The sequence below is a fragment of the Psychrosphaera algicola genome, from assembly GCF_028401425.1.
Classification (GTDB): Bacteria; Pseudomonadota; Gammaproteobacteria; order Enterobacterales; family Alteromonadaceae; genus Psychrosphaera; species Psychrosphaera algicola.
In genome coordinates this window covers 3,614,058-3,640,851 of record NZ_JAQOMS010000002.1, presented here as the reverse complement: position 1 = coordinate 3,640,851, position 26,794 = coordinate 3,614,058, and the positions used below count along the sequence as shown (strand labels likewise).

The window sequence follows — 26,794 nt, the reverse complement described above, 5'->3', positions numbered from 1 at the left end:
CATCCATTTAGAATAAACTTATTGAGTTAAACAAGATTAATCAAACCGTGTTACCAACCACCGAGAACCTTCTTTAACTACAAGAACAACGTTTTCACCTTGGCTAAATTCGTCTTCTTCAATAGGTTCTACTAACACATAGTGTTTTTGATTAAATTCGTCTCTAATCATGGCTTCTGCAGGTTGACCTAGCTTCGCCGTGCCAACTGTGATGTTTGCAAGTAAACCGGCAAAGGATTCTTTCGATACTGCTGAGGATTCTTCTTTTGGCATAATCTCTGCCAATTTAGTACAGACTTTGCTATTTAAGAAGAGCGAGATAACAAGTGTAATACCACCAGCTAAAAGTTTTGCTATTGAAACATCGAGTACAAAAAAGACAAAATAACTCAAGCAATAGCCAACAATGGCAAAGACTGTTAAAAAGCTCACAAGCCAAATTAACAAGGGTAATTTTTTAGACCTAACCAGCCCAAAATATCCAATGACACTGATGCGCTGCCAGAAAGACTCGCTGTCGTGTCAATATCTGCACCACTGTCGAATAGATGAGAAAAGGAAAAGCCAACCAGTTGACCGGCAAGTTCGATAAACAACAATATTAATACGATTGATAAAGCGATGGTGTAGTAACTGTTAAATGATGCAAATAGAAATTCACTCATTGGTTATTCTCCCTATAACGTGCGCTTATAAATTACAAACGTAACCTATGAGACACAAAAAATCCATTATTAATTAGTTTTTTCTTTTAGTTCAGTTGTTTAATTTCAATTGATTGTGGAATAATTTTCAATAATTGCGGTAGCAGAGCAGTGTCCGACAAATTACTCAGTTTTAACTTGGCCAAATAGAAACCCAATGCGCCACCTGCAAAGGTAAAAGTATCACCATAGGTTCGGTCACTTCAATCAAATTTGCCAACCAATACTGTGCCGAAAAGGCAAAAAACATAGCGGTTATAAGTGGCAGAATATACATATAAAACGCACCACTAACTATCGTATCTTCTGCAATACCAATTTCAACAACGGCTCCGTTTTCAGCATTTAAATGATTTACCACTTTATTGACAACTGACTTGCCGGCTACAGCGCTTGCAATAGCACTTGTGCCACAATTCGACTTGGCCGCACAACTTGAGCAGGTTGACTTGATTGACGTTTCAACCCATGCAAATTCACCTTCGAGTTGGACAACAACCCCTTGCTCTTTAATCATTATGGTTGTTGAACCGCTTTCACTGAGCTGGCAATTTTTACGGCGATTTCTTCTGGCACTTTACCAACAACGGTCACGTCAAACCCATTAGCGTGCACCATTGCAAACGATGTTGCACCATCTCGTAACACTAAAGGTCCATTAAAACTCTCTAGTGGTCTTTGAACGTAGATAGATACTTCAACCAAGCCATCGCTATATAGATAATAATCAGAAACTTCACGACTTATAGAGACATGATGACGGTCACTTTTGATCAACTTAAAGCCGTTTGGTAACCATGACATATTCCAATTATTCGTTTCCTGACGCTGGGCGATCAATGCCTCTGTAGCCGGTGGTGTTGAGAATTCAAAAAGTTTTGTAATCTCTGGTGCCGGCTCTTTGTGCAACGTTAAGTGAGTCATCAGAACTTGTTCTTTAACATCGCCTACTTCGTCGACAAAGGCTAAACGTAGCGGTAAACCGCTTAATACGTCGATCCAAATCCAGTAGTTATAGGCATGTTTGCTTACCGATTCAATACGGATAAGTTGTGCTGAACGGCCTGCGATTTGACTTTTACTCACCAACACAAACTGATAACTATTAATGAGTTGTGCTGCATTTTTATAAAAAACTGGCGGGATAAAACTTCGAATGCTTGTACTTTTAACAGAATACGGTTCTTTGTTAGGCTCCACAAATGTCACAGTATCGCCTTTACGAATCGTCATAACGCCGCCACCAATAAGAGGGGATACTCGCTCTACTTCTGTACCAGTGCTTTCTTCAACACCATGGACCCATTGAAAAGATTCGGTTTTTTCACCTTTTAAAGTGACAATGCCCGCCTCAAAGTTGGTTTGAGTTAATGCCATTCGTAATTTAGATAACCAGAAGGCTGCATTAACTTTTTCAGTCGTTGCTGCAATATCGGTAGGAATGGCGGGAGAGGAAAATGCTGTGCTGGTAAACAGCAAAAACAAACAAATAATGGAAGACTTAGCTGCCACAAAAATACGATTAAAATAAGTAGTGAAGCTAAACGAAAACAAAGGGACCACGGGATTTCCTTATAAACAAGAACGCCCGTAATTCTATCGAGTTACAGGCGTTTTTACACTAATTGATTTTAACTTTACATCATTAGACAAATTGACTTTAGTTGTCGTTCTCTTCTTTGTCTTTATCTAGCTCTTCATCTTCAGCAACTCGAAGTTGTTGATTATGGTCAGCCATCAACGCATTAATGCGAGTTTGGGTCACTTGGTTGGCTGAAGGTTTAGCTTTTAAGCCATCCGTCGACACCGGTGAAATACCATCAATAAGCGGTGTTGTATTTAATACCGGAGAAGGCATTAGATTATTTTGTGGTGCCATGTTGCTCACCCCAAATACCGCAACAAGTGCAACTGACGCGGCAATTGCCATTTGGCCCATGCCTTTACCAGTAGAGCTAGAGGTGAAACTCTTAACCTTACCAGTAATACGCTGATGCCATTTAGGATGCGTATTTATTGCAACAACAGAATCTGAAGCAACGCTCGATTCTAATCCGGCATCCTGTTCCAAACCTTCAATTGCGGCTTGAATACTCATGGAAAACGCATTGTCTGTAACCAACTGTTGTTCGTTACGTAATACATCGCCAATCAATCCGTAACGCCCAAACGTTGCCGTTTGCTCATCACCTAGAACATCCATTGTCTGTTCTATTTCAGATTGATTTACTTCATCATCCAGTAATGCGGAAAGAGATTCTAAATTATTGTTAGTCATAAATACGACCGACTCCAGTTATTACTGTATTGCTTTTAGTAAAACCTAAATGCTCACCAAAACAAAACAATTATCAAATAATTAGGTGCTAGTTAAAACACCTAGCAATTTTTAAACCTGTTTTAACGATTATCTAACAACGGTTGCAATTTAATATCAATTGCATCCCTTGCTCGAAATATCCTAGACCTTACGGTCCCAATCGGACATCCCATCGCTGCTGCTATATCTTCGTAACTCATGCCATCTATTTCCCTTAATTGAATCGCTACTCTCAGCTCTTCAGGGAGGCTTTCCATGGTGTCAAAAATTACATGTTTAATTTCTTCTGTTAATGCCAACCGTTCAGGTGATGCGTTTTCTCTAAGGGCATCACTTGTTTCGTAATATTCGGCGTCTTCTGCATCAACGTCTACGTTTGTGGGTCTACGCCCCTTGGCCATTAAATAGTTTTTGCACTATTTACGGCGATTCTGTACAACCAAGTGTAAAAAGCCGCTTCTCCACGAAATCCAGGTAATGCGGTATATGCCTTGATAAATGCGTCCTGCGCAACATCTTGTACATCCCCGTTATGCCCCAAATATCTAGAAACTAAGCTAATGATTTTGTTCTGGTATTTTCTAACCAATAAATCAAAGGCCTTTTTATCACCAGCTTGCGCTCGCCTTACCAGTCCTAAATCTTTGCTTTGCTCGCTCATTCGAGCTACTACTCCCAGTTTATTAGAGTTGATAATCTGATATCATCCCTATCTGTTACAACTATGACCTGCTGAATTTAAAAAAGTTCGAATATATTTACTTTTTTTGTAAAAACTCGAAATCTCTTATTTTTCAAGATCTCATAGCGGGATTATAGTGGTTTGAGCCATGCCATTCCATTTAATTATACGGTTACTAAGTGACTAAATAGTAATATGGGATAACACTCCACCACTTATGAATTTTAATTTAACTGGCCAATTACAGATGAATGACAAAATCCAACATAAAATAGATTGTTTAATTATCGGCAGTGGTGCCGCTGGATTGACTTTAGCGCTAAGTATAGCCGATAAAGCATCAGTCATTATATTGAGTAAGTCCGAACTGAAAGAAGGTTCGACCCTATATGCCCAAGGTGGTATAGCCGCCGTTTTTGACGAGAATGACAGTATTGAATCTCATGTTCAAGATACATTAATTGCCGGTGCAGGCTTATGTAATGAAGAAGCAGTGCGATTTACAGCAACCAATGCAAAAACGTCAATGCAATGGCTAATTGACCAAGGCGTACCATTTGATCAAATTATTGCCCAGGATGGTTCAACTCGATTTCATCTAACCCGCGAGGGCGGTCATAGTCATCGCAGAATATTGCATGCCGCAGATGCGACAGGTAAAGCAGTACAAACCACTTTGCTTGACCGAGTACGAGCCCACCCAAACATTTTTCTATTTGAACGTTTCAATGCGCTTGATTTGGTCACAAGCAAAAAACTTGGTAAAAAAGACAAGCGGGTACACGGCGCTTATGTTTGGAATAGATCAAAAGAGCGGGTCGAAACCATTGAAGCTAAGTTCGTTGCGGTTGCGACAGGTGGTGCCAGTAAAGTTTATCAATATACGTCAAACCCCGATATTGCCAGCGGCGATGGTATTGCAATGGCATGGCGTGCCGGTTGTCGTGTCGCCAATATGGAGTTTAATCAATTTCATCCAACTAGTTTATACAATGATAAAGCACAAAATTTCCTTATTACTGAGGCAATGCGTGGTGAAGGGGCCTATCTAAAACGTCCTGATGGCACTCGTTTTATGCCTGACTTTGACGAACGTGAAGAACTCGCACCTCGAGATATCGTGGCACGGGCAATCGACTTTGAAATGAAACGCCTTGGTGCTGACTGCATGTACCTTGATATAAGTCATAAAGATGAAACTTTTATCTTGGAACATTTTCCTACGATTTACGCCACATGCCTAAAAGTAGGTATTGATATTACTAAAGAACAAATTCCAATTGTCCCTGCAGCACATTATACCTGTGGCGGTGTTGTTACTGACTTAAACGGCAAAACAGACTTAGACAACTTGTTTGCTATCGGTGAAGTGGCCTACACAGGGTTGCACGGCGCAAATCGCATGGCCAGCAACAGCTTGCTGGAATGTATTGTATTTGCCCATGGCGCGGCGAGTTCAATTCTGGCTGAAATAAACAATATCAGTGAACCCGATCCAATTTCGATGTGGGATGAAAGTCGCGTAACCATCTCAGAAGAAAACATTTTTATCAGTCACAACTGGCACGAACTCAGATTACTAATGTGGGATTTTGTCGGTATTGTCCGTTCCAATCGCCGCTTACATAAAGCGATTACTCGGATCGAATTGATAAAACAGGAAGTAGACGAGTTTTACGCTAATTTCAAAGTGAGTAATAACTTGCTTGAGTTACGTAATTTGGCACAAGTAGCGCAACTTATTGTGCTGTGTGCTTTGGAACGAAAAGAAAGTCGTGGGTTACATTTTAACAAGGATTATCCTGATACCTTAGACATCGCAACTCCAACGTTTTTATCACCGGACAAAGATGCCTAGTTTAACCAAACGATTTATGTCGTAATTAAACTTACTAAAATATTGACCACTAAACGCGCCAATTTAGGTTAGCTTATTGGCGCTGGTCGATTACATCTAAGGCAAATCCGCCTTAACCGACACCAATCACTTGCCATTATTTGATCAGAATAAAGCGTTAGCCAAGTAATTTGAGCCGACAATCTATTTTGTAATTTGATATGCAAACAACCAAATAACACCCAACTCCCCGACTGTATTTGCATGTCTTGCGACAATTCATAGGTGCTAGGCATAGAATCAATTTTCAATGGTTTGGCGGCCGTTGCCATTGCTGGCCTATTGCTATGTCGCGCAATAAATACAAGGTTTACTTGGCCTTTTTCAGTTAGTAGGAGAAGATGTGGTGTCGGACGTTTTGAAAACACCAAAAAGATGAATAGGCCAGATAGCGCAATCAGCAAACTACTTAGTGATAACAATAGAGTATTTAAATGCGGTGTTATTAAGACACTAACTACAACTAAGAAACAAAGCGCAACATACAACCTGTGTCGCACTTTATTGGTTGTTGCAACGGCTACCCTAAAGTAAGACGAATCATCCATGATCCTATTCTCGTTAACTCACTTTAACTCTATTTAATATGAGCTCAACCATGCCGCGTAATTCCTCGTCTGGACAAATTTCATGTCCCATAAACCAAGGCAAACAACTCTGGATCTTCACTCGCCAATAACCGCTGAAAAGTATATCGCTGCTTTTCGTTTAACGCGTCATATGCATCGTCAACAAACGGTTCAAACAATACATCGAGTTCTAACATACCGCGTCGGCATGCCCATTTAAGTTTTGGCTTGGAATCTAATTGAAATTTTGTGCCGCTCTCATCTACATATACGACTTGTGCTTTTTTTCCGTCATCAACCGTCTCGATTATCATTTTGAAGGCCTATGATACCAAAAGTTTGAGTTTAAAATATAGCTGGACTTCAGCTTATATTCATTTTGTCCAAATCAACTTGGCATTCAATCATGTTTTACGACAACCCCCATTTCTCAGCTCTGATAGACTAATTAACAAAATCAATTGGAATTTGTAAATTCATCCCCATAGAAGTAGGCAATTCGTAAAAATTGGACTAAACCATGTCAATGACCGTTTCCTTAACTCAATACAGTGTGATTAAACTCTCTGGGGTGGACGCCACCTCGTTTTTACAAGGTCAAGTTTCTTGTGACGTCACAAAGTTGACGGACGCAAATTGGCTTGCCGGTAGTCACTGCAATGCCAAAGGCAAAATGTGGTCGACCTTTATCGCTAAAAAATTGACGATGCACTTTATCTAATCGCGACCAAAGACAGTGCTGCAGCATCATTAGCTGAACTAAACAAATACGGTGTTTTTGCAAAAGCGGATATCGTAGACGACACCGCTAACTGGCACGTTTATGGTTCAGACCACGTCAATGCCCAAGGTTTTAACTTTGAATTGGCACCTGGACATGTCTTAATTTTAAGTAAAGATGAAATCGAAACCAGCGGTGATGCGGCCCAATGGTGGCATCAAGAAGTCCTAAGCGGACGCGCACATCTGTACGCCAAGACAATTGGTGAATACGTACCTCAAATGTTGAACCTCCAAGCGTTAGACTATATTTCGTTTAACAAAGGTTGCTATATGGGACAAGAAACTGTCGCCAGAATGCGCTACTTGGGCAAAAACAAACGTGCATTATTTGTCGCTTCAATTGACCAACCTGTTGAATTTGAAATTGGCCAAGACGTATACGTTGCGTTAAATGGCAATCGCAGAGCGCAGGGTAAAGTGATAAACTTCTCTAACTATCAAGGTGAAACCGCCGTGCAACTCGTGTTGCCAAAGGACATCGAACAGCAACCTATTTATATAAACCAAGATGATGATACGGCACTAAGTTTACTTGAATTGCCCTACTCTCTTGCAGAAAACTAAGGCTAAAAATGAAAATTACAAATAACTCCGTTGTTAAAATGCATTACGCGGTAAAAGATAGCGAAGATACTCTAATTGACAGTTCTTATGACTCACAACCAATCGAGTTTATTTTAGGGACAAAATTTTTAATCGAAGGATTAGAAAAAGAGTTAATTGACCATGTTGTCGGCGATACATTTGAAGTTAAAGTTGCCGCTGAAGATGCATATGGGGAACGTTTTGACGGTCTAGTACAAAAACTTGGTAAAGAGTTGTTTGCAGACTTTGAAGTTGAAGTTGGCATGCAATTGCGCGCTGGGACAGACAATGGTGAGCAAACGGTTATCGTTGTCGCAAAAGACGACGAGAGTGTAACTGTTGACGGTAACCACCCTCTTGCGGGAATCGACTTAGCATTTGACGTTGAAATACTAGAGGTGCGTGAAGCAACTCAAGATGAACTTGCCCACGGTCATGTTCATAGTGCAGGCGGATGTGGCCACTCTCACTAGGCGCATCAACTGTTTGGGTTAATGTTGCAAAGTGTGACATTAGCTCAAAATTTACAGTTAGTATTTATCTGTTCATTCTTGTCTTCAAAATAATATCTCCAATAACAATAGTTGATTCGCATAACTGTTAATCACCATAGGCTAGGCCATTATTAACGTGCAGCTGATTTTCCTTATTTTATTTGCGCTCTTTGCTTTTGCTGGCAATTCTATTTTTGGCCGTTTAGCGTTAGGTGATAACCACATCGACCCCATAACGTTCACCAACATTAGACTAATATCTGGTGCTATTGCATTAGCTATTTTCCTTTTTGCAAAGAGACAAAAATTGGCATTGAATCGGAAGTCGAATTGGCTTTCTTCATTATGGTTAATGGTTTATGCCTTTTGCTTTTCACTTGCCTATGTCTCACTAGATACTGGCACAGGGGCACTAATATTATTTGGCGCTGTACAGATAACCATGTTTATTGCTTCTGCATTGCAGGGAAAATCGACATTAGCCATTGAGAAGTTTGGCGTAGGATTAGCCTTTTTGGGGCTCGTAGTTTTGGTGTTTCCGGAGTTAACATCACCGAGTATTGTTGGGTTTATCCTAATGGCCCTGTCAGGTATGGTCTGGGCAGTTTATACGATTCGTGGAAAAGCTGGCTCTGATCCAAGCATTGATACTAGCTTTAACTTTATTTACGCCGTACCAATCTGCCTGCTTGTTGCGCTTTTTAATTTAGACACAACTATTATCAATCAGACAGGGGTTTTGCTTGCGATCGCATCTGGTGTATTAGCAAGTGCTGCTGGCTACACGGTCTGGTACATCATATTAAAACATATCAACGTACTACAGGCTGGCGTTATACAACTTGCCGTTCCGATTATTGCAGCGGTTGGTGGCTTAATATGGGCTGATGAAGCAATAACGTTGCGGCTCGTTGGTGCATCCGTATTGGTTATTGGCGGTATTTTTCTTGTATTAGCGAAACCATTTAGCCAAAAAGTTCGAGTGTAAGAAACAACTAAAGTCGAATATGGCTGTACCTGTGCGGAATATTCGCCGCTTAACGTCTTGCTATTTATGTTTGGAATGACGAACAACTTCAGCTAAACATTCATACAATTTTTCGACATCAATTGGCTTCGAAAGATGTGCGGAAAAACCAAAATCCTGTGCCTTGGACTTACTTAATACGTCCACATCAGCAGTTAAGGCAATTATTCGCATATTGTTTAAATCTGGTGTCATTAAAATCTGTTTTGTCGCCTCATAACCATCCAGCACAGGCATCTGGCAATCCATGAGTATTGCATCAAAGGGTTCGCGTTTTGCTGCTTCAACAGCCAATGCACCGTTTTCTACAACAGTTGGTGTAATAGCAAATTCTTCAAGTACCTTAGTTACAAGCAGTTGGTTAATTTTATTGTCTTCTGCAACCAATATTTTTAAATGGCTAATATCTACCGTTGGTACAGATTGCTGTGTTTTAAGTTTCTCATGTCCATGTTTAGTTGATATTTTCAACGGGCACGATAGTTCAAAATACGTCCCTTTTGATATTTGACTTTTAGCAGTAAGCTGTCCTCCCATCAATTCACTCAATTGTTTAGATATGGCTAATCCCAATCCTGTGCCACCGTATTTTCTTGAGGTTGTATCGTCTGCCTGAGTGAATGGCGTGAAAATGTGCCTAAGTTGGCTCGGGGTCATGCCTATTCCTGTGTCCGTTATGCCAATCTTTACTTCCGCAACCCCGTTCCTTTGCATTTTAGCATCGGCACTTAAGGTAATACTGCCGCTATCGGTAAATTTAATAGCATTACTGCACAAATTCATAATAATTTGTTGCAACCTTGTTTTGTCAGCTTTATACAACACCCCGTCGGGTAAGTTGTCATTAATCAACCAGTTTATGGATTTTTGCTCTGCTTGAGCTTTAAATATCACAGATACCTTTTGCAAAATTATTTTTAAATCAAAATCCTCTTCGCTTAGTTTCAATTTCTCGGATTCAATTTTGGCAATATCTAAGATATCGTCGACGACATTCATCATAATATCTGACGAAATTTCGATTTTATTAACAAACGACTTAATCTCATCGATATCATCAGATTTATTCGCAAGTCGAGAAAAACCAACAACAGAGTTCATTGGTGTTCGAATTTCATGACTCATATTCGCCAAAAACCGGCTTTTGGCTTCATTTGCATGTTTGGCTTCCTTCACCGCCAAACTGAGCGACTTGGTCTTTTGTAAAACGAGGCGGTCTAATACAACTTGTCGATTATTCATCATTAAAATTAAGCTTATAAAAATAACCACTAAAGTAAATTGCAGGATAAACAACACTAAATACGAACGATTTTTAAATAGTATGAGATTTGCTTCATTGACAAATATTTTCATCTTCCAAATCTGGTTCAACATATTTAGATTTAAAATTGCGCTAGTCTTTAGTGTATTAACGTCCTGAAAATTTTTGCTGGTTAAAAATGGGTGTTCTTCGCCAAATTCAAATAACTCGTACTCAAATAAATGTCGTTGCTCTTTAGTTAAGGCCATTTCGATTATTTTAGAAACCGAAAAAACACCTGTAGCAAATCCAGTGATGTGATTTTTGGTGGGGTCATCGATGTCGTGACTAAGGCTTTAGAACCGGATAAAACACCAAAAAAGATGGATCAAAAAGTCGTTTTGAACCAACTGTAAAATTTGCGTCGCTGCGGGTTGATAGGTATTTAAAATTGAATCAATAGTAAGCTTTCTCAAAGGATTTGAATAGACGTTAAAGCCAACTGCTTGCTTATTACCTTCAATTGGATTGATATATTGCACATAAACAATAGGGTCATCCTCACTTAAAGGGTCACCTTTGATATGCTCACCATCACTATATTCTCTTGCCAGAAGTTGTTGCGCAGCATCCAGTTTGTCTTGTGAAATTAAGGGGTTCCAGGACAATGCCTTAATCGAATTATCAATGGCCAAAAAATCATCAGATAACATTAAAAAATCAGATTTTTTTAAGTCATCCTGCAATTGAATTGAATGACTCAATTGCTGAAGTTTAGCGACATTGGTTGTTATTTTTCTGTAAATCGCATTTTCAATGGTTTTAATATTTGAATCAATATGCGAATCCGCATTTTGATTAGAGTCCTCTACGAATAACCAAGTCATCATAACAATTGCTACAAACAAGATACTAACCGAATTCACAACCATATATTTCGGTTGACTTGAGTCCTGCTGTTCATCATTAACTGTGTAAAGACTGAGTAAAAATGGTGTCATGATCAATACACCCGATGAGTCTCCCAACCACCAGTACATCATATTAAGTAGGTAAGCGTCCCAGCTAAAAAGATCATTCAGTAAAGTCAGTGACAAAGTACCAATATTTGACGAAATTAAATTAACAAATAGGCCCACAAAAAAATAAAACTGATGGTTTTTTTACTTTCTGCTTGTTTTATAGGATTACCAATCCAACGACTAAGAATGTATGCACCGACAAAGGTCTGCAACGTCGCACCGGAGGCGATTAGGATATTTTGAAAGCCGAGTTCAGACAGTATTTGAGAAACTTCAAAATTGGGCAAAACTGAAAAATTGAAAATGATTGATGCGACAAATACCGCGGGTAATAGCTTGTATCCCCATAGGTATACAGCGCTAAGCGCGATACCCGCAGGTAACCAAACTGGCACAATTTGACTGTTAAAAGAAATATTAGAAAGGATATAACCGGTACCAAAATAGCCAAGTAACAAAAATGCATACCGCTGCGCTAGAAGCGAGTTATTAGTCAATTCAAATACCCTTTTTAAAATATGTAACCTTAGTATAAGTCCAATTAAAAATTCTGCATTTCCAAATAAAGCTATTGATTTATTTATTAATAATTTAGGCTTGAATCAGTCCAACTCGAATTGCAAAACGAACCAACCTAGGGATATCACGTATAGCGAGTCTATCCATTATATTAGAACGATGAGCTTCAATGGTTTTTACACTCAGGAAAAGTTTTTCGGCTATATCTCTAGTAGAATGACCTTCTGCAATTAATTGTAGAATATTACGCTGCCGTGCAGTTAACAATTCTAATGCGTCATTCAGTCCGTTAGGGCTATTATTCAACTTTGCGATAATATTCTGATCGATATCCGGACTAATATACAATTTGTCATGTAGCACATTTAATAAACCTTGCTCCAATTCGCTTACCGCAGCGTCTTTTAACATATAACCATCGGCACCAGCTTTTAGGGCTCTTAGCACATAAGGTTCGTTATTGTAATGAGACAATATAAGCACCTTCACTTCCGGAAACTGACTTTTAATGAGTTGGGTCGCTTCAAGTCCGTTCATCTGTGGCATAGAAACGTCCATAACAACAACATCAGGATGCGCACGTTTAACGATAGCGATGGCCTCTAGGCCATTACTTGCCTGTAATATGTTGTCACTATCAATAAAGGCAAAGTGTCTGACTAAGCTGATGATCCCCTGTCTTATCAAGGTATGATCATCTGCAAATAATATGGTGTATTTCTCCATTAACTATCACCTATTTTAGTTTTTGTTTGCCTGCTCTTGCACTTTAATCGCTGCAATTTTCTTTTCCAGAGCATGATTAATTCTAACCAGATTATTTTGCTCACGTCGCAACTCACTTTCATCTCGCAAATTCGTTACTATTCGCTTTGCTTCTCCGTTAGACGCACGTTCGATGACGCACCCCCTTTCAACAATCCATCGCCAATCGCCATTGTTATCAGAAAATCGGTACATCAATTGAAATCGATTGTGGCCAGCTGCCAATATAGCTTGATATTGCGTTTGAAACATTGATTTATCGTCGGGGTGGATCTGATTTAAGTAGCTGTCAGATAAAAATGTAATTCCATCCAGATCAAAAAACAGCTTACTGTCTGTGATTTTTTCGACAAAATTTTGTTCTAAATCACAATCTAATACAATGTCACCTGTCACCCAGAAACACAAATCCATTAATCGTTTCTGTTGCCTCAACGTAGTCATATATTGTTTATCTTTAAGGCTTGAATCGCGCTGCAAAATAAATAGTGCAATACAAAGTAATATCCCTACGATAACAATAAAAATGCCATGCCAGCTTGGGTTTTCTGAAACATGGTTAAACGATAAAACAGGTTTTGGAAAATCAAAATTAGCAAGTTTAAGTTTTTCAACTGTTACAGAGTCAACTCTAACAATATATTGCCCGTCTACTTTCCATGTCCCATTATCGGTAACTAAAAATAGCTGATTATCGGCGCTGGTAATGACCTTATAAACCACATTAAAATTGGCCTGTTCGTTAGCATTTGCACTAAATGCCAATACCAGCAACACAACGACTATATATTTAAGACATTTCAAACTACGTTACCTCTGCCAACAAAAGGCACCACCAGTTTAATCGATGTCCCAGTTTCAGGACTGGAATTTAACTGCAATTTTCCATTAATAGTAAAAGCACGCTCTCTAATACTTACCAGTCCTAAACTTTGACTCTTGATTGCAAAATTTAACTTAGAGCCTACATCAAAACCAATGCCGTCGTCGATTACTGATAATGTAATTGTATTATCAACAAAGGTGAACTCGAGCTTAACTTTTGTCGCTTTAGCGTATTTATGAATATTGGTAAACGCTTCCTGTGCAATCCGAAAAATAGAAATCTCCAATTTTTCGGACATCCTCGGAACATCAGTTTGGATCTTAGTCTCAACATTTAATGTACTGAATTTAACCTGTCGTTCTGCTAGCCAGCCTAATGCAACAGATACCCCCATATCGTCCAAAATTGAAGGTCTTAAATTAAGTGATAGATTACGAACCGATTCCAATAACTCGTTTAGCACATGATTAATTAGTTCAATATCCGGTTCAGGTAATTGATGCTGAATTTTAAGAAGCGTCAAACCTTGGCCAATTTCGTCGTGAAGTTCTTTAGCAAAATATCGTCTTTCTTCTTCCTGCTTTTCCATCAAGTTTTTTGACAATTGAGCGAGTTTTTCAAGTGCATCATCACGATTTTTTGGATTTCGATTCGAGATTCCAAATCGGTAAAAGACGCTTGGTACCAATCGTTTTCTGGATGCAATGGTTTAATATGTAACGACACCGTATGCGGGGCTAAGTTATTTCGATTGATTACTGTTTCCGCTTTATAAAAACCTTTTGTACAAAATTTTTCTTTAATTTCTGGCCAAAGGGGTGTTCCAACAAAACATTATGTAACTCTTTGGTGTTGCTATCAATTTTCTCGCCAACAAGGCGTTTGTATGCTTGATTAGCAAACAAGATACGGCCATTTAGGCTACCACAAAAGTAGGGAGTTAAATTCGTATCTAAGCCTTGTTGATACATATTCATCACGCGAGCTACTGACTGATTTATTCTAACAATTGTGACAACCAACAAATAAAATAGAAATACATGGAGTATTACCGCTCCCCACCAGACAACGAACCCTTCCCGACCAAATATTTCAAATAAAGAAATAATAGCCATGACCAAAGGTACAGAATGCATTTCACGTTGCGAACTATGGGGATGACTCAACAGCAGTAATGAAGACAAAATTAAACACGAGGCTGAAAACGTAACCAGTATGACAAGCAACAAACTGAATTCATCAATATGATTAAAATTCACATTTAATGTAAATGCATAAACGCAGCTAAAAATTAACCCCGTACCAATTAGAATATTAATCAGCCATTCTTTTTTGATTTTTTTATCTGAGATACAACATAAAATAGCGTAACAACGGCGGAAATAATTAATGTTATACAGCTAATGACAACCCAGTATGCGGGATTATCAACATACCCATAAAATGTTGATTCAATGCCGTGTGCTACCAATATAGTCGGTATATGCCATTTAAAACGATCCCAACGTAATACACTGCCCAAATAACTTTTTGTTAAAAATGAAAGATAAAATAGCGCAGACAAACACAGTACTGCCTTGAAGCTTTTAACTTTTACAAAAAAATCATAGTTTAGAAACATGGCTGTTTGCATTTGTGACATAAAAATAATCACAACAAACGAAGCAAAAAATGCCAACGTGGCCACGACAAAATGACGAGGTGAATTTGTACTATTTAACATTCGTTATTCATTCCTGAATAAAATCAATCCATTTATCAATTAGATAAATAAGATCGTCCTTACCGCACCTCAAAATATGGTCACCTAGAAATACATCGTATTCGCTTTCATCTTCTGTTTTTTCCTGACGCATATCCTCATCTTCGTCACGTTCAGTAACCAGATTTTCTAAGTGCTCAGCATAATTATTGTGATAAATAGTGAGTTCTTCTGCTTCAATATTGACCGACCACTCTTGCCCGATCAATACCCCAGAATTTTTTAGCAATTGCTCGCGTAAAGTTTGCAGCACTGAAATACTCATACCAGCTGGCGCTAACTCGTCGTTAAATAAATTAGCGACAACAGTGTACTCACCGCCAAGTTCTAAAAAATGTCGTTTTAGACGTCGATCGTAAACAAACTGAAAGTCCAAGTTAAGTCCTTTGTTGTAATTGCGTATACCGCTCGCATTACGCTAGTGTCGTATTAACTTATAGTAGTTGTTTTAAACAAAAAGCCTTAATGAATAATCTGCGGATATTAAAAATAAGTGGGTATTCTTGTTAAGTAGCTTAAGCGCTGCAACTAGATTAGGAATAACCAATTGAAGCATTTCCGTAAAATTCGCGTCAAAATCCGTGTCAGAAGTTGTTTAGAAACGATAAATAATTCACTAAAAGTACCTAAAGACTTTCCTTTCATCATATCCAAACAAATTCTTACTACAAGAAAATAACTAACCGTTACGCTTTAATAATAATACCAATCCACCTTAATTTGTTCCCACTGAAGCCCAAGCCCTAGTACACATTTTAATGACTCTTTTTGTATCGCTAATGAAGCAATTCCATGCTTTTGTACATGAGTTCACAATGTCGTCATAACCTTTAAAACTTTTATTGGCTAAATGGTGCTGACGCATCCAACTCCATACTTGTTCGATTGGATTCAGTTCTGGTGAATATGGTGGAAGTTTTATTAGCGTCACATTATCAAATGGTTGTACCGTATCGAGCGTATGCCAGCCTGCACCATCCATGATAACTACGGCATGTCGGCCTATTGGTGTCGCCTTTGATATTTGCTCCATATGCAATGTCATTACTTCTTTGTTAACGTATGGAGTGATCAGCGCTTCTGTCCTTCCATTGCGTGGGCAGACTGCGCCGAAGAGATACGCATATTCAAATTGTTGCTGTTTGACCGCTCTTGGCCTAGTCCCTTTTTTGCCCAAACTCTTGTCGTTGTATTTTGCTGTCCAAACCTTGCTTCGTCTTGAAACCATATATCCATATCTTTAGGCATAACATTAAATGGAGTGTTAAGGATCGTTTCAGGGTGAACTTTTTTAAAAGTCTCTTGGTTATTCTGAGACTGCTTTGGGTGCTTAGAGCGACTCGTTATCCAGCTATAGCCTAAAGATTCGAGTAATTTGTAGACGGAATTCGGGTGGTAAGTTACGCCAAAGTTATCCACGATGTAACGGTGTATTCGTTCACCAGTCAATCTGCCGCCTGTTGCGCTAACGGATTGTTTTTCAACAAACTTGGCTAATTTTAGTTTTTGGATCTCGTTTAGATACGGTTCTCGTCCTTTTGCTTTTTTACTTTCCAATCCATCTAAGCCAAAGGAAAGGTACCGCTTAATCCATTCATTAACGATACGCCGGCTTACGACTAGCATACTGGCTATCTGGGTTCTATTTTTACCATCTAGAAAATGGTAAACGGCCAAAAGGCGTAACTTTTTACGTGCGTTTTGTTCAGCTTTGGCTAAGGCCAAAACATCATTTTTAGAATTTACTTTCACATTTATAAACGATTAGACTGTAAGTGCTGTTATTAGATCACAATTTAAAATGAAATGGTATAAGTCATCCTCTTGCTTATTGATAATTATCGACCACATTGATCCTAGGACATTGGCAACAGGAGTTTTAAATAAGCTAGCATTTCCGTAATTACTATCAACCTGCATTGCTTGAGTGTCGTTATTAAAAGAAAATATTGGACTAAACTCACCATCACGTAAAGTACTCTAGTATATAAAGGGTTGACCCGGCAGACCATTACAGTTGACTAAAAATTCATTTTGAATGGCGGATACCAAGTTACGTTATGGGCAAAAGCGTATACCGCCTGAAAACTTGTAAGACATATCTCACAGTACCCTAAGACCTTTCTGAATATAGACGACTAAACCATAGAACAAAACACCATAAACACTTGTTTCATAAGGAAAATAACAATAAAAACACAATGTGACTACTTTTATATTTAGAAACCATAATATTTTCATAGTTCCCCATTTTTCGTTTGTCTCTAATATGAACTCAACGAAACGACGAGAGTGTTAAATGATTTAACACACAGGGATAGGAAACGCTGGAAGCGAATAAGGAAATATTGTAGGAAAGCAGGAGCTTAAACACAAGGAAATGGATAGGGATAGATGGGAAGCTAATTGGACTATTAGGGATGGAAACGTAGGATGCGTTAACGGACTAATATGGACGCACGGAGCGAACAATACGGAAATCAGTCGGTATGGAAATTGGAATCATAAGGACATGAACGCAAGGTAGCGCAAAGGAATATGGGACCAAATGGATGGGAACTCAATGGAATTGAGGGCAAGGAGCAAACAGGGAAGACGATACTAACGGAATTAGTTGAGCAGGACGCTTAAAGAGTCTATGAAAAAGCAGCTTAGCGCTGCTTTTTTATGACTGTAGATCACCGCTTATCGACATTCTATTGTGTAATTACGTCATTTTAAGTTATTCATACGACTAACATTCAAACTGAACTTCGCACCTACAGCTTTTATCATCAAGCTCTGTCAAATAAACCCAGACATGCACACACAGCTACTGAATCATATGGATTTCAGCTTTTTATTCTACTATTTCTCACCTATTTTTTACTCCATTAAAAGTGATCAAAATTAGTCCCTCAACATTTTATTTACTGTCTATAATCTAATTAAGAGTCGATTTTAATTTTTACCGCTAGAGGATTTCTTGCGTAATTGAAGGTACATGTATAAACGAAGCGGTGGGGATATTTACAACTTACTTGGGTAAAAACATATTGTTAATAAGCAATATCAATAAACTTGCGATGTAACTTGCTCGCTTATAACAGACAACTGCAATGAGTAAAATTGATGCTGACGGTTCGCAAGCTATTTTTACACGATAGGCGGAAATAAATGGACGTAATCAATTACTTGGTACACTTATTATGAAAATTGCTGATTTACCTAAAAATGAAAAAGAACGTCTGAAGACCTTATTTTCCTATGGGATACTTGATACAGAACATGAAAAAGCTTTTGATGACTTAACAATATTGGCGTCTGAAATATGTGAATGCCCAATTGCAATGATTAGCTTAGTAGATGCAAAGCGACAATGGTATAAATCTCGGATTGGTGTCGATATAGACTGCACAAGTCGTGACGTAGCGTTTTGTGCCCATGCAATTTTACAAGATGAAATATTTGAAGTTCGTGACACTATGTTAGACGAACGGTTTGCTGACAACCCACTCGTGACCAATTCTCCACACATTAGATTTTATGCAGGAGCGCCCCTTAAATCCCCATCAGGTCTAAATATAGGCACGATTTGCGTTGCCAGTGACCGACCTAAAACATTGAGTTCAAAGCAAAGTAAATCATTGCTTACTTTGGCAACGTCCGTGATGTCTCAACTAGAATTAAAATTACAAAGTACCAAGCTCATTTTAGCAAACAGCTACAAAGAATCGTTTTTGTCTAATATTTCCCATGACGTGCGAACCCCTCTGAATGCAATCATTGGCCTTTCCGACTTGTTGACGAAAAATGTCGAACTCGCAGCGCAATTTCCCGCCGTCACTGAAAACTTGTCGCAAATAGACTTAAGCGGCAAGCAAATGTTAAAAACACTGAATGCCTTATTGGAGGTCGGTAAAATTGATGCTGGTGTGTTAAATCTAGAAATTACGCATTCTGACCCTTCTGACTATATCAAATTTGTCGTAAATAACTTAATGATCAAGGCCAACGAAAAAAGCATTAAAGTTGATGTCCAAATAGCCAATGATATTCCTAAAACAGTGGCAATTGATGAAGCTAAATTTGGTTGTGTTTTATCTAATATAATAAACAATGCCATCAAGTTTAGTCATTCAAACTCCAAGGTCATTGTGAGTGCATCAGTGCTTAATGAGACACTGATATTAAAAGTCGTCGATAGCGGTATTGGAATTCAAACTGAAAAGATCCCTTACCTATTTAATCAGTTTGCGCAAATTACGGGGCAATCACAAAACAATGAAGGTTCGGGCTTAGGGCTATCGATTACTAAGGGCTTAGTCGAACTCATGCATGGTCATATCGATGTTCAAAGTAAAAACAAAGTCGGCACAACAGTAACTGTGTCTCTGCCTTATAAGAATGTACCGACGCCCTCGTCCAGCAATATACAAACAAAGAACATCCCAGACACGACAAACATACTTGTTGTTGAAGATAATAAAGTCAATCAAATGGTTATTGCAGCCTTGTTAGGCGCAATACCGGTGCAGTTTAAAATCGTAGGGACTGGCGAAGAGGCTGTAACCTTTGGTACAAATGCTGATTTTGACTTAGTTTTGATGGATATTCATTTACCGGGAATAAGTGGGATAGAAGCCACTCGCCGGCTAAGAGCGAACAAAGTCAAAATTCCGATCCTAGCACTTACCGCAGATGTGTATAGGTCAAGTAGAGAGAAAGCCTTATTTGATAGCTTTCTCACTAAACCAATTGCTCTTGACCAATTAGTCGACGCGATTAGTCAAAATTTACTAATCCAAGCGACTACCTAAAACGTAGATCGTAAAATATCGACTAGTCTCTGAAATTGTTAAATTGTAGCGGTTGCCCCAGCTCTGCGCTTCGTAGCACTTGCATAGCTTGTTGCAGATCATCACGCTTTTTACCCGTCACTCTGACTTTATCACCTTGGATAGACGCCTGAACTTTAAGTTTGTCTTCTTTGATCAACTTAACGATCTTTTTAGCCATGTCTTGTTCAATGCCCTCTTTAAAACCAATAACTCGTGTATAGGTTTTACCGGTGATATCGACTTTCCCTTCGGTGTCCATTGATGCCGGATCTAATCCGCGCTTGGTGCATTTATTTCTCAAAATATCTAACATTTGCTTTAACTGAAAATCGCCTTCACCAACCATTTTCACGGTGCCGTCTTTATATTCAAAGCTGGCCTCAACCCCACGAAAATCGAATCGTGTTGACACTTCTCGAGTTGCATTTTCAGTAGCGTGACGCACTTCATTTACATCAATTTCTGACACAATATCGAAACTAGGCATAATAATCTCCAAAAAGAACGGTAAGCCTAAGCTTACCGTTTATCAAAATACAAATTTACGCGGATTTTGTTAAGGCATTAATTGGTCTTGATCAGCACCTTCTTTTTCAACTTCTGTTGGCATCATGTCTTCTTTACTGATCCCTAAAGCAAGCGCGATAGAGCTCGCAACATAAATTGATGAATATGTACCAATTACAACACCAAACAATAACGCAGTGGCAAAGCCTTTAATTAGCTCACCGCCAACAAACAACAAGGCCAACAACACTAGAGCTGTCGTAAATGATGTAACCATAGTACGGTTAAGCGTTTGCGTTAACGAAATATTGATAATTTCTTCTGCTTCACCTTGACGTATCTTTCGAAAGTTTTCTCGGATTCGATCGGATACAACAATAGTATCGTTAAGTGAATAACCGATTACGGCTAACACAGCAGCTAATACCGTTAGGTCAAATTCAATACCTAGGGCACTAAATAAACCAACCGTAATAATAACGTCATGTCCTAACGCGGATACCGAGCCTAACGCAAATCGCCATTCAAAACGAAGAGCAACATAGATTAGGATACATAATAACGCCGTTAACATGGCTAAACCGCCCTGTTCTCTAAGTTCACCGCCCACGCTCGGGCCAACAAACTCGATTCGACGCATTGTCGCTGTATCGTCCATAGCAGTTAACGCTGACATGATCGTATCTCCGATCATTTTAGAGTCAATTTTTTCACCTACTGATTCGCCCTCAGCATGTAATCTTGGTGCAATTCGGATTAATACATCACGACTTGAGCCAAAGTTTTGTACCGTAGCGTCACCAAAGCCGTTTTCATCCATAACTTGACGGACTTTTGTTAAGTCAGCACTTTGCTCAAAAGAAACTTCGATTAAGCTACCACCGGTAAAATCAAGTCCCCAGTTTAAACCTTTTGTTGCAAATGACGCGATTGAAGCGACAATTAATAAGATTGAAAGCGCCGACGTTATGCGGCGAAGCGACATAAAATTAACTGTTTCTGATAAATTTAAAAGTTGCATATTAATAATCTCGCCGAGTTATATCGAAAGTTTTTCGATTCGTTTACCACCCCATGTTGCGTTCACGATTGCACGTGTCCCAACAATGGCAGTAAACATGGAAGTAGCAATACCAATGGCTAACGTAATCGCAAAGCCTTTAATTGGTCCAGTACCTATAGCAAACAATATAACCGCAGCAATAAACGTTGTGATATTGGCATCGGCAATTGTCGAGAAAGCACTGTCATAACCATGATGAATCGCCTGTTGAGGGCTACGGTTATCTTTCAACTCTTCTCTTATTCTTTCAAATATAAGTACATTGGCGTCAACTGCCATACCAACGGTTAATACGATACCCGCAATACCAGGAAGGGTTAGTGTTGCGCCTAGGATCATAGACATTACACCGATGATCATAACTAAGTTTGCAGCTAGTGCGACGTTTGCAACAAGACCAAACTTTTTGTAATAAACCAGCATAAACAGTAAAACTAAGCCAAAGCCTAACATTACGGCATTAAAACCAGCATCGATATTTTCTTGACCTAAACTTGGACCAACCGTACGTTCTTCAACAATTTGAATTGGCGCAATTAGCGCACCCGCACGTAACATCAAGGCAAGGTTATGTGCTTCTGATGACGAATCCAAACCGGTAATAACGAAGTTACGACCTAAACGCGCTTGAATCGTTGCAACACTAATAACTTCTTCATATTTTTTAAGAATCGAAACGCCATTTTTGTCTTTTACTTCAGTTGGCTTGTATTCGATGAACACAACAGCCATTGGATTACCAATGTTGTCTTTTGTCATCGCCGACATTTTATTGCCGCCTTTTGTATCTAATGAAATACTTACCTGCGGCATTCCGTATTGATCAAATGAACTTTGTGCGTCAACTATGTGGTCACCCGTAAGTCTTACTTTTTTCTCAAGTAAAACAGGTCCCTGTTTCTTACTGTCATATAGTTTAGCTTTTGGTGGAACACGGCCGTTCATAGCAGCGCCAATATCACCGTCTTGATAAACCATTTTAAATTCTAATGTCGCAGTAGCGCCTAAAATTTCTTTCGCACGTGCAGTGTCTTGTACACCTTAGTAATTGCACAACAATTCGTTCTTGCCCTTGACGTTGAACTAAAGGTTCAGCTACGCCGAGTTCGTTTACACGATTACGAATAATAGTAATGTTTTGGTCAACCGCGTAATTACGCGTTTCTTTGATTTTTTGTTCCGTCATTGAAACTAACAAGTCAGGTTCACTTGTTTTGCTATCTTCAATAACGACAAGATCCGGATATTTTTTCTCGATAAAGCGACGGGCGTCGTCTAATTCTTCAGCTTTTCGAATTTGAACTCGGACAGCTTCACCAGAACCGGTTTGCGCTATACGACGATAATAAATTTTCTCTTCACGAAGGTCAGCTTTAAAGTCTTCTTCCATTTCAGTGAATTTTTTATTCATGGCTTCTTTCATGTCCACTTCCATAAGGAAATGCACACCACCACGTAAGTCAAGACCAAGCTTAAGTGGACCAGCACCAAAGGCCTGTAACCATCCAGGTGTTGCAGGAGCAAGGTTTAACGCTACTACAAAACCGTCGCCTAAACTATCGCCAATCGCTTCTTTTGCTTTTAATTGATCATCTTCACGCTTAAGTCGAACTAAAATACGACCTTCAGCCAATTCTGATTTTTTATATTCTATTTTGGCTTCATCTAACTTAGCCACAACAGTGTCTAATACTAACGCATTAACTTCAGCGCCACGGACGCCAGATACTTGGATGGCGGGATCTTCGCCGTAGAGATTTGGTGCAGAATACAACCCGCCGATAAGCAGTACCAACACCACCATGACGTATTTCCAGAGTGGATACTTATTTAACACGTTAAGACCCTTTTATAATTATTATCGTTAAATGAAAAAGCCCGGCTAAGCCGGACTTAACAACTACTAAATTGATTTTATTGTGCCTTTAGGCAAAACAGAATTAATTGAGCCTTTTTGAACCATTACTTCAATACCTTCCGCAAGTTCAACACGAACGAAGTCTTTATCGTCAGCAACTTTAGTGATTTTACCAATCATGCCGCCAGCCGTTAAAACTTCATCGCCTTTTGCAAGTGACGATACTAGGTTTTTATGTTCTTTTACGCGTTTAGCCTGTGGACGGTAGATCATGAAATAAAAGATCACACCGAAAATTAACAACATGATCAACATGTCAGGTCCAGCAGCTGCAGCTGGAGCGCCGCCTTCGGCATATGCGTTAGAAATGAATAAACTCATGGATTTCCCTTAATCTCTTTAATAATTTTTACAATGAAATTCTATATAAGGACGAAACAGCGTTTATACAATGCCTCGTCCACTAATTTTAAGCTATTTGTTTAACCCTTCATCCGACATTGGCGGAACAGGTAAATCACGTAATGCGTAAAACTCAGCAACATATTCATCTAGTCGATCGTTTTGAATTGCATCACGTAAGCCTTGCATTAATCGTTGGTAATAACGAAGGTTGTGGATCGTATTTAAACGAGCGCCCAAAATTTCGTTACATTTGTCTAAGTGATGTAAATAAGCGCGGGAATAATTACCACAGGTATAACAATCACACCCAGCATCAAGTGTGCCCGTATCGTCTTTATGACGTGCATTACGGATCTTAACAACACCGTCAGTAACAAATAAATGACCATTACGAGCATTTCGAGTTGGCATTACGCAGTCGAACATATCTATACCACGTCTTACCGCTTCAACGATATCTTCAGGCTTTCCAACCCCCATTAAATAACGAGGCTTTTGTTCTGGCAATTTGTAAGCCGTGGTATCTAAGATATTTATCATATCTTCTTTAGGCTCACCAACCGACAATCCACCAATGGCGTAACCGTCAAAACCTATTTCTTCTAGACCCGCAAGTGAAACTTCACGTAAGTCTGGGTACATGCCACCTTGCACGATACCAAACAATGCCGCTTTGCTGTCACCGTGTTCTTCTTTAGAACGTTGTGCCCATCGTAATGATAATTCCATTGACGTTTTAGCTTCTTCAACTGTCGCTGGATATGGCGTACATTCGTCAAAAATCATCACAACGTCAGCGCCTAAATCGCGTTGAACTTCAATTGAACGTTCTGGCGTTAACATAATTTTTTCACCGTTAATTGGTGAACGGAATTCCACACCGGCTTCAGTTATCTTGCGCAAATCGCCTAAACTAAATACCTGAAAACCACCCGAGTCTGTCAGAATTGGTTTTTGCCAATTCATGAAGTCGTGTAAATCGCCGTGTTTACGAATAATTTCAGTGCCTTAGTCGTAACATCAAATGGAACGTATTGCCTAAACAAATATGAGCACCGGTTTCTAATAATTCGTCGGGTGTCATCCCTTTAACCGTACCGTAAGTACCGACCGGCATAAACGCAGGAGTTTCTACCTCACCGCGATCAAACTTTAATTTACCACGGCGAGCTTTGCCGTCGGTGTTGATCAATTCAAATTTCATCGTTGGTCTCTAAAATGACAAGCACTATTTAGCTTGATTAAGTCTTCTAAAATTGCGCGCATTATATCTGAGTTCTTAGTAAAAATCCCTATTGAATAATCAACTAGGTGAATTACAATGGCAACTTCTGCCAAATGGAAGTCAGCGCACGCTGCATGGGCATGTCTCCAAGGAACCGCGCCATATTATTTTAATCTGTATAGAGATTTAGGAGTCATAATGTCTATCTCAATAATTGCCGACATCATTGGTATGTGCGGCACTTTTTCGATTGTTCTTGCCTATTTCATGATCCAATTGGATAAAATGGATCCCAAAGGCGTGATCTACAATATGCTTAATTTGGTTGGCGCAATCTTGCTGCTGATTAGCCTTTGCATTAATTTTAACTTAGCGAGTTTTGTCATTGAACTGTTTTGGATAGCAGCGTCTTTGGTTGGATTGTATAAATATTTTAGAAAAGGCCGAGTGCAAGTCTAAATGGTAAAGCGGTTTTCCGCTCTACCATTTTCTTTCATCAGCTATGGAACCGTTTTTTTAGTTAAGAACATCGCGTCACCGTAACTAAAAATCGGTATTCATTTTCAACCGCTAAGTTATAGCCATTCAAAATATGTTGTTGACCAGCAAAAGCAGACACCAACATGATCAAGGTTGACTCAGGTAAATGAAAATTAGTGACCATCGCATCAACTATTTTAAATTCATATCCAGGATAAATAAAAATATCGGTTTCGCCAGTTAGAGGTTTTAATTGCGAATATTGCCCCGTTTGCATCTCTGACTTCCAAGCCGCCGATTCTATTGATCTCACCGACGTTGTCCCGACCGCAATGACTCGTTTTCCATTCGCTTTAGTTTTTTGAATTGCTTCAACAACCTCTGCCGACACATCTGCATATTCAGCATGCATTTTATGGTCGGTCACCGTATCAACACGAATCGACTGGAACGTTCCAGCGCCTACATGTAAAGTAACAAACTCAGTTTGCACACCTTTGCGGCTAATTCCGCTAATAACCCTTCAGTAAAATGCAAACCAGCCGTTGGTGCAGCAACCGCACCTTAGCTTTTCGTTATAAACCGTCTGATAACGTTCTCTATCAGATTCTGTGTCCGGACGGTCAATATATGGTGGCAGTGGCATATGCCCTTTTTGTTCTAAAACCTCAAGAACTGTGGAGTCTGTAAGAAATCGCAATTCAAATAAATCATCGTGGCGCTGGATCATTTCTGCCCGAACGTCCTCTTCTAGAATAAGAATCGTCCCGGGCTTTGGCGCTTTACTGGCTCTGACATGCGCTAAGACAGAAGCTTCGTCAATCAATCGTTCAACTAAAATTTCAACTTTTCCGCCAGATTCTTTTTGCCATACATCCGGGCTGGAATAACACGAGTATTGTTAAAGATAAGTAAATCACCATAGGTTCTACCAACGACACGATATCAGAAAATACCCTGTGGTTAACCTCGCCCGTATTGCCATCTAACACCATTAGTTTGCTACTACTGCGTTCACTTTTAGGTGCTTTGGCAATTAACTGCTCGGGTAAATCAAAATGGAAATCGGCGACTTGCACATCTAACCTCAAATAGTTGGTAAAATTCGCGATATTCTACCAGTCTTTAATAGAAATCCCCAACTTGTGGTACTTATCTTATTCACGACTTGTTTAAATTCTCGTTTCTTTATAGAGTAAAGGTCTTTTAGGCACAGATGCGTTAAATGAACGCGTAAT

25 protein-coding genes and 6 pseudogenes are annotated in these 26,794 nt (G+C 39.2%); 7 read left to right on the top strand and 24 right to left on the bottom strand.

Annotated elements, in window-relative coordinates; genetic code table 11:
- Nucleotides 1-36: 36 nt before the first annotated feature.
- The 6 genes and pseudogenes from PN838_RS26630 to rpoE form a co-directional block, all read right to left on the bottom strand.
- Nucleotides 37-273 (bottom strand): OB-fold-containig protein, encoded by a 237-nt coding sequence (locus PN838_RS26630; protein WP_334313545.1) that lies wholly within the window; start codon nucleotides 271-273, stop codon nucleotides 37-39.
- A gap of 99 nt (nucleotides 274-372) precedes the next feature.
- A pseudogene (locus tag PN838_RS26625) lies at nucleotides 373-665 on the bottom strand (hypothetical protein); the annotation flags it as partial.
- 172 nt (nucleotides 666-837) lie between these two features.
- Nucleotides 838-1,221: a SoxR reducing system RseC family protein gene (locus PN838_RS19960; protein WP_272181749.1), complete on the bottom strand. Its 384-nt coding sequence runs from the start codon at nucleotides 1,219-1,221 to the stop codon at nucleotides 838-840.
- Nucleotides 1,221-2,267: a MucB/RseB C-terminal domain-containing protein gene (locus PN838_RS19955; RefSeq protein ID WP_215965300.1), complete on the bottom strand. Its 1,047-nt coding sequence runs from the start codon at nucleotides 2,265-2,267 to the stop codon at nucleotides 1,221-1,223. Before PN838_RS19955 ends, PN838_RS19960 begins: the two co-directional genes overlap by 1 nt.
- Nucleotides 2,268-2,364: 97 nt before the next feature.
- A complete protein-coding gene (locus tag PN838_RS19950; protein ID WP_272181748.1) occupies nucleotides 2,365-2,982 on the bottom strand; it encodes a sigma-E factor negative regulatory protein in 618 nt (205 codons plus the stop codon).
- Nucleotides 2,983-3,104: 122 nt separating this feature from the next.
- A pseudogene (gene rpoE / locus PN838_RS19945) lies at nucleotides 3,105-3,685 on the bottom strand (RNA polymerase sigma factor RpoE).
- Between the two features lie 268 nt (nucleotides 3,686-3,953).
- Between rpoE and nadB the strand changes: the two are divergent.
- Complete coding sequence (gene nadB / locus PN838_RS19940; protein WP_215965297.1) at nucleotides 3,954-5,564, top strand: L-aspartate oxidase; 1,611 nt, start codon at nucleotides 3,954-3,956, stop codon at nucleotides 5,562-5,564.
- 68 nt (nucleotides 5,565-5,632) lie between these two features.
- Here the strand turns inward: nadB and PN838_RS19935 are convergent, their stop codons facing one another.
- Together PN838_RS19935 and PN838_RS19930 are read right to left on the bottom strand one after the other, a co-directional pair.
- Nucleotides 5,633-6,151, bottom strand: coding sequence for a hypothetical protein (locus tag PN838_RS19935; RefSeq protein WP_272181747.1), 519 nt, complete (start codon nucleotides 6,149-6,151; stop codon nucleotides 5,633-5,635).
- Between the two features lie 13 nt (nucleotides 6,152-6,164).
- Nucleotides 6,165-6,369 (bottom strand): annotated as a pseudogene (locus tag PN838_RS19930) (FAD assembly factor SdhE).
- A gap of 323 nt (nucleotides 6,370-6,692) precedes the next feature.
- Between PN838_RS19930 and PN838_RS19925 the strand changes: the two are divergent.
- From PN838_RS19925 to PN838_RS19910, 4 genes are all read left to right on the top strand, one after another.
- Complete coding sequence (locus tag PN838_RS19925) at nucleotides 6,693-6,893, top strand: hypothetical protein (RefSeq protein ID WP_272181746.1); 201 nt, start codon at nucleotides 6,693-6,695, stop codon at nucleotides 6,891-6,893.
- Between the two features lie 143 nt (nucleotides 6,894-7,036).
- The gene (gene ygfZ / locus PN838_RS19920; RefSeq protein WP_272181745.1) at nucleotides 7,037-7,519 is read left to right on the top strand and encodes a CAF17-like 4Fe-4S cluster assembly/insertion protein YgfZ; all 483 of its coding nucleotides are present in this window, start codon (nucleotides 7,037-7,039) and stop codon (nucleotides 7,517-7,519) included.
- A gap of 8 nt (nucleotides 7,520-7,527) precedes the next feature.
- On the top strand, nucleotides 7,528-8,013 hold the full coding sequence (locus PN838_RS19915) for an FKBP-type peptidyl-prolyl cis-trans isomerase (protein ID WP_215965293.1): 486 nt from the start codon (nucleotides 7,528-7,530) through the stop codon (nucleotides 8,011-8,013).
- A gap of 157 nt (nucleotides 8,014-8,170) precedes the next feature.
- Nucleotides 8,171-9,022: a DMT family transporter gene (locus PN838_RS19910; RefSeq protein ID WP_272181744.1), complete on the top strand. Its 852-nt coding sequence runs from the start codon at nucleotides 8,171-8,173 to the stop codon at nucleotides 9,020-9,022.
- A gap of 60 nt (nucleotides 9,023-9,082) precedes the next feature.
- On the opposite strand, the gene PN838_RS19905 is transcribed toward PN838_RS19910, so the two are convergent.
- The 10 genes from PN838_RS19905 to PN838_RS19860 all read right to left on the bottom strand — a co-directional run bounded on the left by PN838_RS19905 (nucleotide 9,083) and on the right by PN838_RS19860 (nucleotide 16,950).
- The gene (locus tag PN838_RS19905; RefSeq protein WP_272181743.1) at nucleotides 9,083-10,573 is read right to left on the bottom strand and encodes an ATP-binding protein; all 1,491 of its coding nucleotides are present in this window, start codon (nucleotides 10,571-10,573) and stop codon (nucleotides 9,083-9,085) included.
- Nucleotides 10,574-10,660: 87 nt separating this feature from the next.
- Nucleotides 10,661-11,443: a CHASE domain-containing protein gene (locus PN838_RS19900; RefSeq protein WP_272181742.1), complete on the bottom strand. Its 783-nt coding sequence runs from the start codon at nucleotides 11,441-11,443 to the stop codon at nucleotides 10,661-10,663.
- Complete coding sequence (locus PN838_RS19895) at nucleotides 11,422-11,823, bottom strand: MASE1 domain-containing protein (protein WP_272181741.1); 402 nt, start codon at nucleotides 11,821-11,823, stop codon at nucleotides 11,422-11,424. Before PN838_RS19895 ends, PN838_RS19900 begins: the two co-directional genes overlap by 22 nt.
- Nucleotides 11,824-11,917: 94 nt before the next feature.
- Nucleotides 11,918-12,571 (bottom strand): response regulator, encoded by a 654-nt coding sequence (locus PN838_RS19890; protein WP_272181740.1) that lies wholly within the window; start codon nucleotides 12,569-12,571, stop codon nucleotides 11,918-11,920.
- A 15-nt stretch (nucleotides 12,572-12,586) separates the two neighbouring features.
- Entirely contained in the window at nucleotides 12,587-13,387 is an 801-nt protein-coding gene (locus PN838_RS19885) for a PAS domain-containing protein (protein WP_272181739.1), read from the bottom strand.
- A gap of 23 nt (nucleotides 13,388-13,410) precedes the next feature.
- Nucleotides 13,411-14,124: a sensor histidine kinase gene (locus PN838_RS19880; protein WP_272181738.1), complete on the bottom strand. Its 714-nt coding sequence runs from the start codon at nucleotides 14,122-14,124 to the stop codon at nucleotides 13,411-13,413.
- A 67-nt stretch (nucleotides 14,125-14,191) separates the two neighbouring features.
- On the bottom strand, nucleotides 14,192-14,551 hold the full coding sequence (locus PN838_RS19875) for a hypothetical protein (RefSeq protein WP_272181737.1): 360 nt from the start codon (nucleotides 14,549-14,551) through the stop codon (nucleotides 14,192-14,194).
- Between the two features lie 203 nt (nucleotides 14,552-14,754).
- On the bottom strand, nucleotides 14,755-15,159 hold the full coding sequence (locus PN838_RS19870) for a hypothetical protein (RefSeq protein WP_272181736.1): 405 nt from the start codon (nucleotides 15,157-15,159) through the stop codon (nucleotides 14,755-14,757).
- Between the two features lie 7 nt (nucleotides 15,160-15,166).
- A complete protein-coding gene (locus PN838_RS19865; protein WP_272181735.1) occupies nucleotides 15,167-15,574 on the bottom strand; it encodes a YacL family protein in 408 nt (135 codons plus the stop codon).
- A gap of 339 nt (nucleotides 15,575-15,913) precedes the next feature.
- A protein-coding gene (locus tag PN838_RS19860; protein ID WP_272180397.1) for an IS630 family transposase occupies nucleotides 15,914-16,950 on the bottom strand; the annotation gives its coding sequence in 2 pieces (ribosomal slippage) (nucleotides 15,914-16,368 and nucleotides 16,368-16,950; 1,038 coding nt in all).
- A gap of 1,436 nt (nucleotides 16,951-18,386) precedes the next feature.
- Between PN838_RS19860 and PN838_RS19855 the strand changes: the two genes are divergently transcribed.
- Nucleotides 18,387-19,997 (top strand): hybrid sensor histidine kinase/response regulator, encoded by a 1,611-nt coding sequence (locus PN838_RS19855; RefSeq protein WP_215965286.1) that lies wholly within the window; start codon nucleotides 18,387-18,389, stop codon nucleotides 19,995-19,997.
- Nucleotides 19,998-20,019: 22 nt separating this feature from the next.
- On the opposite strand, the gene PN838_RS19850 is transcribed toward PN838_RS19855, so the two are convergent.
- The 5 genes and pseudogenes from PN838_RS19850 to tgt all read right to left on the bottom strand — a co-directional run bounded on the left by PN838_RS19850 (nucleotide 20,020) and on the right by tgt (nucleotide 25,055).
- Entirely contained in the window at nucleotides 20,020-20,505 is a 486-nt protein-coding gene (locus PN838_RS19850; protein WP_272181734.1) for a YajQ family cyclic di-GMP-binding protein, read from the bottom strand.
- A gap of 69 nt (nucleotides 20,506-20,574) precedes the next feature.
- Nucleotides 20,575-21,546, bottom strand: a complete 972-nt coding sequence (gene secF, locus PN838_RS19845; RefSeq protein WP_272181733.1) for a protein translocase subunit SecF — start codon at nucleotides 21,544-21,546, stop codon at nucleotides 20,575-20,577.
- Nucleotides 21,547-21,564: 18 nt separating this feature from the next.
- Nucleotides 21,565-23,425 (bottom strand): annotated as a pseudogene (secD, locus tag PN838_RS19840) (protein translocase subunit SecD).
- Between the two features lie 66 nt (nucleotides 23,426-23,491).
- Entirely contained in the window at nucleotides 23,492-23,827 is a 336-nt protein-coding gene (yajC, locus tag PN838_RS19835) for a preprotein translocase subunit YajC (protein ID WP_215965282.1), read from the bottom strand.
- A 93-nt stretch (nucleotides 23,828-23,920) separates the two neighbouring features.
- A pseudogene (tgt, locus tag PN838_RS19830) lies at nucleotides 23,921-25,055 on the bottom strand (tRNA guanosine(34) transglycosylase Tgt).
- A 219-nt stretch (nucleotides 25,056-25,274) separates the two neighbouring features.
- Here tgt and PN838_RS19825 point away from each other — a divergent pair.
- Nucleotides 25,275-25,535: a CBU_0592 family membrane protein gene (locus tag PN838_RS19825; RefSeq protein ID WP_272181732.1), complete on the top strand. Its 261-nt coding sequence runs from the start codon at nucleotides 25,275-25,277 to the stop codon at nucleotides 25,533-25,535.
- A 41-nt stretch (nucleotides 25,536-25,576) separates the two neighbouring features.
- On the opposite strand, the pseudogene queA reads toward PN838_RS19825, so the two are convergent.
- Nucleotides 25,577-26,635 (bottom strand): annotated as a pseudogene (queA, locus tag PN838_RS19820) (tRNA preQ1(34) S-adenosylmethionine ribosyltransferase-isomerase QueA).
- Between the last annotated feature and the right edge of the window lie 159 nt (nucleotides 26,636-26,794).